Here is a 12,473-nt window from a genome sequence, read left to right on the forward strand (position 1 = left end):
TTTCCTGTAACATTGTTCGCTCCTCCTCCAACTATACCAGCAGCGTTGAGGCTATTGATTCCGTCCAACGCTTTTCTATTTGTGATTTCTTCAGCGCCTGCCGCTGCTCACTAATCATCTGGGTTTGACCGGCAACGACCACGCCAGGCTCCATGGTGGGCAACTGTAACTGCGCAGCGTTTTCCAGCATCGATAACGGCTTACCAGAAAGCAGATCGATTGCCTGAGTTTCCAGATAAATAGCCCCCGCAGCGCCAATCACCCCAATGAGCTCACCCATTACCCGCTTTTGTTTAATGATAACGGCGACACCGCCTGCGACCGTCGCTGCCCCAACTACCGCACCAGCAATCATCAGTGGAGTTAGCGGTTTACTGCTTCGGCTGCCGAAGTAGATCATCCGCTGCAGAAAATAACTCCCCCACGGCTCGCGGGCTCCTAGAGCGCTGTGCATAAACCATGCGCGGGAATCATGTATTTGCTCGTCGAACAACGCTCGTACCAGTCCTGCTGGCAGATGGGCATTACTGCTCTCACCCTGCGGCGGAAAAAGTATTTTTTCTCGCTCGGCGCCTGTGGTTTTTATTTTTAGCCACTCACCGTATTCATCATCACCATTTAGCAGGAAAATCGCATTACTCATTGCGTCGACGGCCTTAAACAACCAATTGCCGTTATCCGTACGCGATAGTCGATGATAATCCTCCCGAAACTCATCTGCCGCCTGACGCAATTGCGTCTGCCCAAGGGCAGCATCAAAATCTTTTGGCCCTTGCGGCAGCATCAGAAACGCGGACTCCTGATCTTGCTCAACAATACGTTTACGCCGTGCTTTTTCTACCGCCTGTTGGGCCTCCTCTCTCTCAACTTCAGATTTTTTTCTGACCTGCGGATCGCTATCTTTATCCAGTCCATTTGCCGCAGAATCGATGTAAAAGCGCTGGGTCTTGTAGCTACCGCCGGCATAGCGATTAATGCGCCATGCGGTGATCCAAGCGATCTGTTCTTCCAGGGCTCGTTCCAGGCAGAGGGGAGCACGTTGGGGGTCATATTTGGCGGCCAGTTCGGCCGAGCCTGGGTCCTGAGGCGTCGGAAGCCCTAAAGTTAGCTCACGCCAAGCATTGAAGCGATTGATCAATATTCGAGAAAGATAGAATTCGCGACCCAAATCAAAAGACATCGTTCTCCACGCATCTCTTGCCAAATCCTGAGGTAATATTTCCATAGGTAATTTCAAAGGGGCCCCATATTCGAAAGCTGAGGCAAACATTTCGTGTAAAGCAATTTGTGAAAGTAAATAACCATCGTTTACTGCATTGGCTTTTCCCTGATCCCCCGGCGGATAGCCTCCCCCTATATCCGAGTGCACCCCCGGATAAATAACCTCCACGCTATTCGCCGGGTATTTGCCGTCCGGGCGGCGAATGGAATCCAGCGGGAAACACAGCCGCTGTTCATGTGCCGAAACCAGATGTACACAGCGTTTGATAAATCCGCCGTAGAACTCTTCATCCGGCAGCTCCTGGCTTCCGTCCGCCCACCCCATATGTCCTTCCGCTACGGGGGCAATATGCGCGACCCCCACTGAAGCAACGGTATCTAACAGGCCCAAAAACTCCACGCTTAATGGGATCTTCAGCTCTCCCACCGCCAGACACTGTTCGGGCTTTGTTTCTCCCTCCCCTGGCTTTGGCAGCAGTTCGCTCAGCCAGTTAACAAAGGTCCTGGCCGCTGCCGCTCCACGAGAAAAACCATACACATACAGCTTAATGCCTAATAGCTTCTGTTTGCCGGGCGTAGCGGGCAGCAGCGCTTTGTGCAGATCTGCGGACATTGCATTCAACAGATTATGGATGGTTTCATAGCGGTTAGCACCGCCGGTCAGGCCAAAGGAAACCATCGATGTTGCCATCTTTTTGACCGCCTTCCAGCTGTCGCCATCCGAGAGCGCATCCTTATCCATGGTCCGTTTGAGAGCATCGACCAGCCGTAGCAGCCCCCAGTTTATCCGGTCTTCGCCGTGTGTTGCCGCGGCGAGCCCCATTGTACTGAAATCCAGATCCATCACCTCCGGGAAAGGAGTACCGACGCCGGGAATATAATATTTGTAGTATTTATTGCCGCCACTGTTGCTGGCATCCAGCAGCTCAGGCCCTTTATCCGCCAACCCACCAGCATAACCCTGGCCAATAGTGGCGCGGAACAGGCGGGCAATATTAGTTGGATGCTTCGGATTGGCGACAAAAAGATCGTGATTAAGGTTATTACCGGTGCCATCAAAAAACAGGCTGATATGCAGTGTCTTGCAACAGGGGGGGTCCACGCGCCGCCCGACGGCCAGCGATAATTGCTGTCGGTAGGCCGTTTCAAGGCTCTCCTGGCGGAGGCTATTCTGCCCTACCAGCGCGGCTTGCGTCGGTAAACGTCCTTGCGCCGGAAACGCAGGCGGGTACCATGCCCGCTCGCTAATTATCGCGGACATAATTTCGGCTCCATCATCTTTATAGGTTCCTTAATGGGGTATCCCGGACTGCCGTAGTTGGCACAACTGGTGGTCACTTTGGCCCGATCGCAGGGCAAAAAATGCACGGTGATCCCGCAGGTTTCCTGTCCCGTATAGTCCGGTACCGAAACAACTTTGCTGTGTCTTTTATTCAGCTTTATCATCTTTTTTTCCCAAGCAAGATATTTAGCATCATCACCAAAGCCAGGAAATCCATTCATATCTCCCACCCCCGTTTCCCAGTTCACCTTTACCGTCATCCCTGGTCTCCATTTCGCAGGTACCTGGTAACAGCATCCACCGCCGCCCCCCTGATACGGCCCGATAATGTCAATTCCCGACTGGCCATCGACGCTGAAAGCGTTAATCGCCCAACGGGTATGATTGATGGCTTTAATGGTTCCCGCCAGCGTCCCCTGGCTGGTGACAGTCAGCAGCAATGCCACCTGTATCACGCGCGGAAATGTCAGGTTCATGGGATATTCCTTTATCAATAACGAGGCATGTGAGTCATGATCTGGTTTTCATTCTGCAGGGGAGTGCCGCTCCACCAGGGTATTCATCACCCATTCCTCGCGATCGTTGTCCAGCAAAATTCCATTTTTTGTCGCATCCAACATCGCCCGAAAGCAGGCTGAAAAGCGTTCCTCTTGGGAGTTGAACCAGCTGTTCGGCAGACTTCGATGGCGAAGAAATAGCCTAACGTCGCAAAGGCACATCATCACTTCGAATTGCTCATCACTGAAGGCGATTTTCTGGCATTTTTCACCACGCCCAAGCGGAGCGCCGTGACCGATCAATAGTGCCGGCCTGGCATCAAGATCCAGCCAGCTCCAGAAGAGTGCGGGACGTCGCAGCTGCACTTGCTGCTCAGGTTGCAGAATATCGGAAAATAGCCAGGGAAATAGACGAGCGTCAAAGTAGCGAAAAAGGCCTGATCGCCCCTCATGCGTTGCATCAACGCAGTCAGTTAGCCATTCGGCTAGCGTGGAGAAAGTCCACTGCGACCCTATTGCCAGTAATGGCGTTCTGGTTTGCGTTTTATACGCCAGTTCGATAAACCACTGCCGCTGTAGCGGGGCATTGAGTACGATACGAATCAGGAGCGGCGCTATTTTGGGCAGGGATTCCTCCGGCAGACCAAGGTAAAGGGACTGCCATTGCAGAGGGGGAGAAAACTCCTCAAGTGCCGGGATAATGGAATAATCGAGACCGCTCTGGTCAATAATAAAATCAAGATACTCCGTTTCTATTTCGGCACAAAGCGGCTCAAGCTTGCTTACCCAGTAGCTTATACATTGCATACTCAATTATGTTTCCCTCTGTAAGAAACGCTCAGGTATGTTGCTATTTTTTTATGCTACACACCTTCGCTAACAATAAAAGAATAATGATTGAGATGAGATAAAATTAAGCAACGCCACTAAAAAAATAAAAAATCACTTCAATATATTCATCAATATGAAATTGATGAATCACCCCAGGCTAATGGCGCTGAATGTGCATAATCAGGCAACCGGGAAAGCAATCTGCGCAGCTTCGCGCAAAACGCCCGATACCTGAGTCATGCCAACCAGGCGTCAGCCTTTGTTATCAGTTTTTAGCAGGCGGTATACATGAAACAAATCACCATCAGTGATATGCAGCAGCAAAGCGCTGCCGCGGCGGCCGCTCCCCGTCTACGGGCGCATCGGAATTTTCATCCGGAATTAAGCGATCCGGTACAGCGTCTGGCCATTGCCATGGAGCCGGGAACCTACATTCGCCCTCACCGTCATCCTCATACTTTTGAGCTGCTGCTGCCGCTAAGCGGCCGTTTTGTGGTGCTGAACTTCGATGAGCAAGGGACCGTAACCCAGCGTGTAGTATTAGGCGAAGAGTGCACGGCGCTGGAAATGTCAGCCGGCACCAGGCATGCGGTACTGTCGCTGGATCGCGGCGGGATCATCTTTGAAGTCAAGCACGGAGGCTATCAGCCGGTAGCCGAACAGGATTCCGCGCCATGGGCGCCAGCCGAAGGTGCGCCAGGCACCGAGGAATTAATGGCGTGGTATGCCACGGCGCAGGTGGGGGATGGTGGTTTTACTCTCCAGGATAATGCGCATTAATTCGTAATATTGATAATAGCCACCAAAAAAGACGCTACGGCGTCTTTTTTTATTTATAGATACTATATTTAGCACATTTAATATTCACTTAAAATTGACATTATCGTAATGGAATTCATCTCTTCTTCATCATTAATTAAGCAACGCCCTATATCTTATTAGAGAAAATTGATTATAATCACTTGTCTTGTAGAGGTCATCCCTTGCCTCTGCCCTATAAAATTATGAATTTATATTCCACCGATGAATACATCTTTTATGGAAAGAATGGTGTAATCGAATAACAACGCTGGCGCTCTGTTTGCCAGGCACTCAGATTATTAAAAACATTTATATTAAATTAACGCCATGAATAAGATAGAAAGAAACATTTGGAAGTTGAACAATCTCCCACCACTGGAGTATTGCTCTATCGCTCGTGCGCAAAAACTCCTGCAGTGCGAACTGGAAGATTTACTTCACTGGCACGATATCGGCGCTATCAGCCTGTGCCTGAAACTGAAAAAGAATCGCGGCACGCTCAATAGCGCCCTGACCCGGAATCAGGGGGTTGGCGACTCATCATACGGCTACGGCGGTTTTGATGATATTACCAAAGCCAACAAGCCCTGGTCTCAGCACTCTAAAATAAACAATATCATCACCCTGAATGAAAATGTGTCGGTCATTGATGCCGATCACGACAGCGCCATCGCTAAAATTAAACTCAACGTTTCTGTTTCTGGTTTATGGCACACTCATTCAAGAAATTTAATGGATGTGCTGGAGAATCCGGATAACATTCAGCAAGAAGATACACTGAGCATTATCTCCCCGGCTAAAAACGTCATCTACTGCAATTTCATTCCTGATAATGATGATAAGCCGACAATTGAGCTGAGCAAGCTGTATATTACCAGCAAAGAAATTGAGAAAATTTACGAACACACCATCAGCAGTCGTCCGCTAGAGTATTCTGAAGCCGCGATGAATTCATATAATGAAAAAACCATTAATGAGCCGTCTACACCGCCACAGAATAAGCTGCTGCTCGAGTTCATCAACTATATCATTCAATCCAACCCCGCCTTTAACCGCGACCTACTGAATGCGACAGAAAGCAGTAAACAGCTCGCCTTTAAATCCATTATGGAAAAGTTAAAAAAAGAAGGCATCGTCACCAACGAAAATCATTCGATGGCTTCACTCTCTGAACTGATTCTCAATTCATAATACTCATTTTTGTGCGGATTATTCACACGAATAATCCGCCATTGTGATGATCATTTGATGATAGTGCCGATGCCGGCGCACTTTGCTTTCTCGGCCAAAAGCAAAGCAGAAAAAGTACGATAAAAAACAAAAAAAATTCCCCAACACGTGCTCTATCGTCTATATATCTTCTGGTGTTTATCACAGTCGATTCACATTCACTTCGTCATTTCACGCCAACTATGAGCTCATGCTGAAACTATCCCGATGCCCTGTAGTCGTTTTCGGTACCCTTGCTTTGTATTGTGGTTCCACTCGCGCTGAGGTCGACCTCGGCTCGATCGACATTTTTCTACTGATAACCCGAATAGCCCGGTGCCGAAAGGTTGGGTTCTCGGCGGCGCCGCGATTAGCGGTACCGCGCGCTACCAAAAGCAGGACAACGAAACCCACTTTATTCCCGGCGGATTATATTTTGGCGACCAGTTAATGTATCTGGGGGATCGCGCCCGCTACTATTTTCATCTTGATGACAATATCGCGCTATACGGCTACGGACGCTGGCGTTTCGGTAATTTAGATCCCGACGACGATACGGCTTTTAGGGGGATGAACGAACGTAAAGGCGAACTGGAAGGCGGAATTGGCGCCACATGGATCACACCATACGCGCTGATAAGCGCGCGCATCAGTTCAGATATCAGCGGCCGCAGCAACGGCCAGGAGCTGCTGCTATGGGCTGATTTTCCAATCATCAAAGATAATCTGCTGGTGATGCCGGGGATGGGCCTGATGGTACGTAGTCATAATATGGCGAACTACTATTTTGGCGGCATATCAGCAAGCGAGGCGACGCCCGAGCGTCCCCAATGGGATACCGGCACGACGGTATCACCAATGGTCGCCATCATTACCAGCTACCGCTTCAGCCCCCACTGGGTCGGAATGATAGCGGCAAACTACGAACGCTATGATGATGATATTGCCAATAGTCCCATTGTCCAGCACAGCGGCGAACTGTATGGCATCCTCGGCGTCGGATATACCTGGTAGAACATCAGGGCATTTCCTCAATCCATAAGTTAATCTGATTAACTCAATTATAAATAAGTCTTTTAGCTTATGGCGTAAGCTCGCTACCCTGTTGCAGGATTCAATCTCCAGCCTGCCGCCGATTAAGTTCTTCTACCCGACTTTTACAGGAGCCGCTCATGCCTACTCATGATAACCATCTTCAGCGCGCCATTACGCTTGCCGCCGCTAATGTTGAAAACGGCGGCCGCCCGTTCGGCGCCGTCATCGTACGCCACGGCGAAGTCATTGCCGAAGCGGTGAATACCTTGCACCAGAGCGGCGATCCTACCGCGCACGCTGAACTCAACGCCATCCGCGACGTTTCTCTACGTCTGGGCAATCAGGTATTGCGCGAATGCGTGGTTTACGCCAGCGGACAACCCTGCCCGATGTGTCTGAGCGCGATGTATTTAACCGGCGTGCGCGAAGTCTATTTTGCCAACAGCAATCAGGATGGCGAGCGCTTCAATCTCTCAACCGCCGCTATCTACCAACAATTGCAGCAGCCGTTGGACAACCAATCACTCCCCATTCACCACTGCCCACAACCCGAAGGGCTGGCCTTGTATCAGCGCTGGGCGGATAAAGCGTAATGAGCCAGACACAACGCAAAACGCTGACGCTATTTGTGCTGGTACTGATCGGCATTAATATGCGCCCGCTACTGACCTCGATAGGTCCATTACTGCCGCAACTGCGGCACGCAACTGGCATGAGCTTTACCCTGGTTTCACTACTGACCGCCCTTCCGGTCATCGCGATGGGGGTGCTGGCGCTTGCCGGAGGCTGGGTTAACCGCCACGTTAGTGAAAACCGCAGTATCGCGCTAAGTCTGCTGGCGATTAGCATTGGCGCGATGCTGCGTGAGCTGGCGCCGCAAAGCGGTCTGCTGCTTAGCAGCGCGCTGCTCGGCGGGATTGGCATCGGCGTGATTCAAGCGATTATACCCAGCGTTATTAAACGTCTTTTTCATCGCCGTACGCCACAGGTGATGGGATTGTGGTCAGCGGCGCTGATGGGCGGAGGCGGCCTGGGCGCCGCAATCACCCCCTGGCTTGCGCAGCATAGCGCGCTCTGGCACCACGCGCTGGCGTGGTGGACGCTACCGGCTCTGGCTGCGATCATTGGCTGGTTGCCGCTCTGCAAAATGTTACCCGCCGCGCCGGTTGCCGCATCGGCGCAAGTCGCGCCGGCGGTCTTTCGCCACCACCGCGCCTGGACGCTTGGCCTTTATTTCGGGCTGATCAATGGCGGCTACGCCAGCCTGATTGCCTGGTTACCGCCCTATTATATGCAGCTTGGCCACAGCGCCCAGTTTAGCGGCACGCTTCTGGCGTTGATGACCGTCGGCCAAACCGCCGGCGCGCTGGTGCTACCGATGCTCGCTCGCCACGAAGATCGTCGTAAGCTGCTGATGCTGGCATTGGCGCTGCAGTTGTTCGGGTTCTGCGGTTTCATCTGGTGGCCACAACAGTGGCCTCTGCTGTGGGCAGTGAGTTGCGGCGTAGGACTAGGCGGCGCATTTCCGCTTTGTCTGGTGCTGGCGCTGGACCATTCTCCGCAGCCAGCCGTCGCCGCTCGGCTGGTGGCGTTTATGCAGGGCATCGGTTTTATTATCGCCGGGTTATCGCCATGGCTTTCGGGGCTGCTGCGCAGCCTGAGCGGAAACTACCAGCTGGACTGGGAATTCCACGCCATCTGCGTGTTCATCTTAATGGCGCTTACCTTACGCTTTGTGCCCGCACGTTATCCGCATCAGTGGCGCGCGCCGACGACAACCGCCCGCTAACCTCATCGCTCCAGGGTGCAGAAGATGATTTCTGCACCTCCCCGCCAATAGAAAAAATCCCAAAATCAAATAACTACGAAATGTCAGGGTATTGCTTTAAATCACCGTCGCCGTAATTGAATTTATTACCGAATGAAATTAATGTGTCGCCTATTCACGACAGTCGTAAGTAACTAAAAATTAATAAAAAAATGGATCTTGTTTCCACCATTTTTTAAGCGTACATTAGCGCCATCTGGAGCAAATAGCGCACAGAATTTCGGACTGCCGCAGCCGCCAGAATAGTCTGGTTTTATCTGCGACAGTCCCACAACGGTTAAAGTTAAATTCATTTAGGCGTTTCGCCGAAATGCGGAGTGACATGTCGTGAAATACTTTTTGATGGGAATTTCTTTTATGGTCATCGTTTGGGCCGGTACTTTCGCCCTGATGATTTAACCTGCTATGCAGCAAAGAAATGGGAGCCAGGCGGCTCCCATTTTTTATTCGTGGTGTTCAGTCACCGTTTTACTGGCCGCCGGTAGCAGTCCATCGGCACGGAACATGGATTTGATGCCGCGAATAGCCTGACGGATACGATCGCGGTTTTCGATCAACGCGAAACGCACATGAGTATCGCCATAGTCGCCAAAACCGATTCCCGGCGAGACGCACACTTTGGCCTCCTGCAGCAGCTTTTTGGCGAATTCCAGCGATCCCATTGCCGCATATGGCTGCGGAATTTTGGCCCACACGTACATCGACGCTTTCGGGCACTCAACCATCCAGCCTGCCTCATGCAGCCCTTTCACCAGCACATCACGACGACGTTTATATTGTTCCGCAATATCGCGCACGCATTGCTGATCGCCTTCCAGCGCGGCAATCGCCGCCACCTGCAGCGGTGTAAAGGTCCCGTAGTCATGATAACTTTTGATGCGGGCCAACGCGTTAACCAGCGTTTTATTCCCCACCATAAAGCCGATACGCCAGCCGGCCATGTTGTAGCTTTTTGACAGGGTGAAGAATTCGACCGCCACATCGCGCGCGCCGGGCACCTGCATAATCGACGGCGCTTTCCAGCCATCATAGACGATATCAGCGTAGGCCAGATCGTGCACCACCAGCACGTCATAGCGTTTCGCCAGCGCCACCACCTTCTCAAAGAAATCGAGCTCGACGCACTGCGCGGTAGGGTTCGAGGGGAAGCCCAGAATCATCATTTTTGGCTTCGGATAACTCTCGCGGATCGCGCGTTCCAGTTCATTGAAGAAATCTACGCCTTCCACCAGCGGGACGGAACGGACCTGCGCCCCGGCGATAACCGCGCCGTAAATATGAATCGGATAGCTGGGGTTTGGCACCAGCACCGTATCGCCATGATCGAGCGTCGCCAGCATCAGATGCGCCAGCCCCTCTTTCGAACCAATCGTCACGATGGCTTCTGATTCCGGGTCGATATCGACGTCATAACGTTCCTGATACCAACGTGAAATCGCGCGGCGCAGACGAGGAATACCGCGGGAAGTAGAGTAACCGTGGGTATCCGGACGCTGGGCGACGGTACACAGTTTTTCAACAATATGCGGCGGCGTGGCACCATCCGGGTTGCCCATACTGAAATCGATAATATCTTCGCCGCGCCGACGCGCAGCCATCTTCAGTTCGGCAGTGATGTTAAAAACATACGGAGGGAGACGATCGATACGCGTAAAACGGCGTTCAGGACTGAATTCAGCCATAGATTCCTCAGATTAACGTTAGCGCCCGGACCGTCCGAGCGACGCGGCCACCGATGTGGCACGTTTAGAAAATAACCTGAAAAAAAACACGCTGTCGAGAGGGTTGATAAAAAATATTCGCCCACGCGTAAAACGGGTCATCACGCCTCAGTATGCGGCTGAACGTGTTCCCGAAACGAATGTAACGTAAATAAACAATCAACATATTGATATCATTTATAATACTCAAATGTATCATCGTTACTCATAAACGGCCTGATAGCTGGAGTGAGCGACTTATCCCCTTTAATTTTTAAGCCTGTTCCCCATTTATCTCTGCTGCTAGCCTTCTGGCGTGAGGTTTTCTATCATATTGCTTTCCCGCGAATCCTGGGCGCATCCATGCACGATATATTTAATATGCTGCTGGCGGTTTTTGACCGCGCGGCATTAATGCTCATTTGCCTCTTTTTTCTTATCCGCTTACGCCTGTTCCGCGAACTGCTGCATAAATCGGCGCATACGCCTCGCGAGCTGCTGGCGGTCACCGCCATTTTCTCCATGTTTGCGCTGTTCAGCACCTGGTCCGGCGTTCCGGTAGAGGGTTCGCTGGTCAACGTACGGATTATCGCGGTGATGTCCGGCGGGATCCTGTTTGGGCCGTGGGTCGGCGCGATTGTCGGCGTGATTGCCGGGGTACACCGCTATCTCATTGATATTGATGGTGTAACGGCCATCCCCTGCTTTATCACCAGCATTGTCGCCGGGCTACTTTCCGGGCTTATTAATCGCAAAATTCCGAAAGCCCAGCGCTGGAAGGTGGGGATTCTGGCCGGGATGCTGTGCGAAACGCTAACCATGATCCTCGTGGTGCTGTGGGCGCCGACGCTGGCGCTGGGGATCGATATTGTCTCCAAAATCGGTATTCCGATGATCCTTGGCAGCATCTGCATCGGTTTTATTGTGCTGCTGGTCCAGAGCGTGGAAGGCGAGAAAGAAGCCAGCGCGGCGCGCCAGGCAAAACTGGCGTTGGATATCGCCAACAAAACGCTGCCGCTGTTCCGCCACGTTAACAGCGAATCGCTGCGTCAGGTTTGCGATATTATTCGCCGGGACATCAATGCCGATGCGGTCGCGATTACCACCACTGACCGGGTGCTGGCCTATGTTGGTTACGGGGAAAATAACTATAACGATCGCAACAACGATATCAGCCCAACCACTCGTCAAGCCATTGAAAGCGACACCATCATCATTAAAAACAACGACGAAGCCTACAGAACGCCGGAGATCCACTCCATGCTGGTCATTCCGCTACGTGAGAAAGGCGTGGTGACCGGCACGTTGAAAATTTACTACTGCCATGCGCATCGTATTACCTCCTCGCTGCAGGAGATGGCGATCGGCCTGTCGCAAATTATCTCCACTCAGCTTGAAGTCTCGCGGGCCGAACAACTACGAGAAATGGCCAATAAAGCGGAACTGCGCGCCCTGCAAAGTAAAATTAATCCCCATTTTCTGTTTAATGCGCTTAACGCCATCTCCTCTTCCATCCGCATGAATCCGGATACCGCGCGACAGTTGATTTTCAATTTGTCGCGTTATTTACGCTATAACATTGAGTTAAAAGATGACGAGCAGATCGACATCAAGCGCGAGCTATACCAAATTAAGGATTATATTGCGATCGAGCAGGCGCGATTCGGCGACAAGCTGACGGTGATTTATGATATTGACGAGGACGTCAGCTGCGTCATCCCCAGCCTGCTCATTCAGCCGCTGGTTGAAAACGCCATCGTCCACGGTATTCAACCCTGTCGGGGTAAGGGCGTGGTGACTATCGCCATCAACGAATGCGGAAACCGGGTGCGCATTAGCGTACGGGATACCGGTAACGGTATTGACCCAGCGGTGGTAGCCCGCGTCGAAGCCGACGAGATGCCGGGCAATAAAATTGGTCTGTTGAATGTTCATCATCGGGTGAAACTGCTCTACGGCGAAGGGCTGCATATCCGCCGCTTGACGCCGGGAACGGAGATTGCGTTCTACGTCCCCAACCAGCACGCCCCGGCGAGTGAACCGGTGTCGCTGTTGCCATGAGCGGAGAA

General features: G+C 51.8%; 11 protein-coding genes. 7 read left to right on the top strand and 4 right to left on the bottom strand.

Going from position 1 to position 12,473, the window contains the following annotated elements:
• Nucleotides 1–31: 31 nt before the first annotated feature.
• Genes EAE_RS00195 through tla1 form a run of 3 tightly spaced genes read right to left on the bottom strand, consistent with a single transcriptional unit; the run spans nucleotide 32 to nucleotide 3,807 of the window.
• Complete coding sequence (locus EAE_RS00195; RefSeq protein ID WP_013878139.1) at nucleotides 32–2,482, bottom strand: T6SS phospholipase effector Tle1-like catalytic domain-containing protein; 2,451 nt, start codon at nucleotides 2,480–2,482, stop codon at nucleotides 32–34.
• Nucleotides 2,470–2,979, bottom strand: a complete 510-nt coding sequence (gene tli1a, locus EAE_RS00200; protein WP_013878140.1) for a Tli1a family immunity protein — start codon at nucleotides 2,977–2,979, stop codon at nucleotides 2,470–2,472. Before tli1a ends, EAE_RS00195 begins: the two co-directional genes overlap by 13 nt.
• Before the next feature lie 48 nt (nucleotides 2,980–3,027).
• Nucleotides 3,028–3,807 carry a toxin Tle1 chaperone Tla1 gene (tla1, locus tag EAE_RS00205; protein WP_013878141.1) on the bottom strand — a complete coding sequence of 260 codons (780 nt, stop codon included), beginning with the start codon at nucleotides 3,805–3,807 and terminating at the stop codon, nucleotides 3,028–3,030.
• A 312-nt stretch (nucleotides 3,808–4,119) separates the two neighbouring features.
• Here tla1 and EAE_RS00210 point away from each other — a divergent pair, with 312 nt between their 5' ends.
• The 6 genes from EAE_RS00210 to ypdK all read left to right on the top strand — a co-directional run bounded on the left by EAE_RS00210 (nucleotide 4,120) and on the right by ypdK (nucleotide 9,103).
• On the top strand, nucleotides 4,120–4,611 hold the full coding sequence (locus EAE_RS00210) for a WbuC family cupin fold metalloprotein (protein ID WP_013878142.1): 492 nt from the start codon (nucleotides 4,120–4,122) through the stop codon (nucleotides 4,609–4,611).
• Between the two features lie 348 nt (nucleotides 4,612–4,959).
• Nucleotides 4,960–5,823, top strand: a complete 864-nt coding sequence (locus tag EAE_RS00215; RefSeq protein ID WP_032708834.1) for a hypothetical protein — start codon at nucleotides 4,960–4,962, stop codon at nucleotides 5,821–5,823.
• A 354-nt stretch (nucleotides 5,824–6,177) separates the two neighbouring features.
• On the top strand, nucleotides 6,178–6,855 hold the full coding sequence (locus EAE_RS00220) for a MipA/OmpV family protein (protein WP_013878144.1): 678 nt from the start codon (nucleotides 6,178–6,180) through the stop codon (nucleotides 6,853–6,855).
• Nucleotides 6,856–7,013: 158 nt separating this feature from the next.
• Nucleotides 7,014–7,469: a nucleoside deaminase gene (locus EAE_RS00225; RefSeq protein ID WP_013878145.1), complete on the top strand. Its 456-nt coding sequence runs from the start codon at nucleotides 7,014–7,016 to the stop codon at nucleotides 7,467–7,469.
• Nucleotides 7,469–8,665 carry a cyanate transporter gene (locus tag EAE_RS00230; protein WP_013878146.1) on the top strand — a complete coding sequence of 399 codons (1,197 nt, stop codon included), beginning with the start codon at nucleotides 7,469–7,471 and terminating at the stop codon, nucleotides 8,663–8,665. The genes EAE_RS00225 and EAE_RS00230 overlap by 1 nt, the downstream gene beginning before the upstream one ends.
• Nucleotides 8,666–9,031: 366 nt before the next feature.
• Nucleotides 9,032–9,103 carry a membrane protein YpdK gene (ypdK, locus tag EAE_RS00235; protein WP_077777854.1) on the top strand — a complete coding sequence of 24 codons (72 nt, stop codon included), beginning with the start codon at nucleotides 9,032–9,034 and terminating at the stop codon, nucleotides 9,101–9,103.
• 44 nt (nucleotides 9,104–9,147) lie between these two features.
• On the opposite strand, the gene alaC is transcribed toward ypdK, so the two are convergent.
• Nucleotides 9,148–10,386 (bottom strand): alanine transaminase, encoded by a 1,239-nt coding sequence (gene alaC, locus EAE_RS00240; RefSeq protein WP_013878147.1) that lies wholly within the window; start codon nucleotides 10,384–10,386, stop codon nucleotides 9,148–9,150.
• Between the two features lie 381 nt (nucleotides 10,387–10,767).
• On the opposite strand from alaC, the gene EAE_RS00245 reads away from it, so the two are divergent.
• Entirely contained in the window at nucleotides 10,768–12,465 is a 1,698-nt protein-coding gene (locus EAE_RS00245) for a sensor histidine kinase (protein WP_013878148.1), read from the top strand.
• Nucleotides 12,466–12,473 lie beyond the last annotated feature (8 nt).

Origin of the sequence: Klebsiella aerogenes KCTC 2190, assembly GCF_000215745.1 — a bacterium.
Lineage (GTDB): Bacteria > Pseudomonadota > Gammaproteobacteria > Enterobacterales > Enterobacteriaceae > Klebsiella > Klebsiella aerogenes.

What these genes read in the sequence shown, in the direction of transcription:
- EAE_RS00195 (WP_013878139.1), bottom strand. Translation starts at nt 2,482, where the DNA reads ATGTCCGCGATAATTAGCGAGCGGGCATGGTACCCGCCTGCGTTTCCG.
- tli1a (WP_013878140.1), bottom strand. Translation starts at nt 2,979, where the DNA reads ATGAACCTGACATTTCCGCGCGTGATACAGGTGGCATTGCTGCTGACT.
- tla1 (WP_013878141.1), bottom strand. Translation starts at nt 3,807, where the DNA reads ATGCAATGTATAAGCTACTGGGTAAGCAAGCTTGAGCCGCTTTGTGCC.
- EAE_RS00210 (WP_013878142.1), top strand. Translation starts at nt 4,120, where the DNA reads ATGAAACAAATCACCATCAGTGATATGCAGCAGCAAAGCGCTGCCGCG.
- EAE_RS00215 (WP_032708834.1), top strand. Translation starts at nt 4,960, where the DNA reads ATGAATAAGATAGAAAGAAACATTTGGAAGTTGAACAATCTCCCACCA.
- EAE_RS00225 (WP_013878145.1), top strand. Translation starts at nt 7,014, where the DNA reads ATGCCTACTCATGATAACCATCTTCAGCGCGCCATTACGCTTGCCGCC.
- EAE_RS00230 (WP_013878146.1), top strand. Translation starts at nt 7,469, where the DNA reads ATGAGCCAGACACAACGCAAAACGCTGACGCTATTTGTGCTGGTACTG.
- alaC (WP_013878147.1), bottom strand. Translation starts at nt 10,386, where the DNA reads ATGGCTGAATTCAGTCCTGAACGCCGTTTTACGCGTATCGATCGTCTC.
- EAE_RS00245 (WP_013878148.1), top strand. Translation starts at nt 10,768, where the DNA reads ATGCACGATATATTTAATATGCTGCTGGCGGTTTTTGACCGCGCGGCA.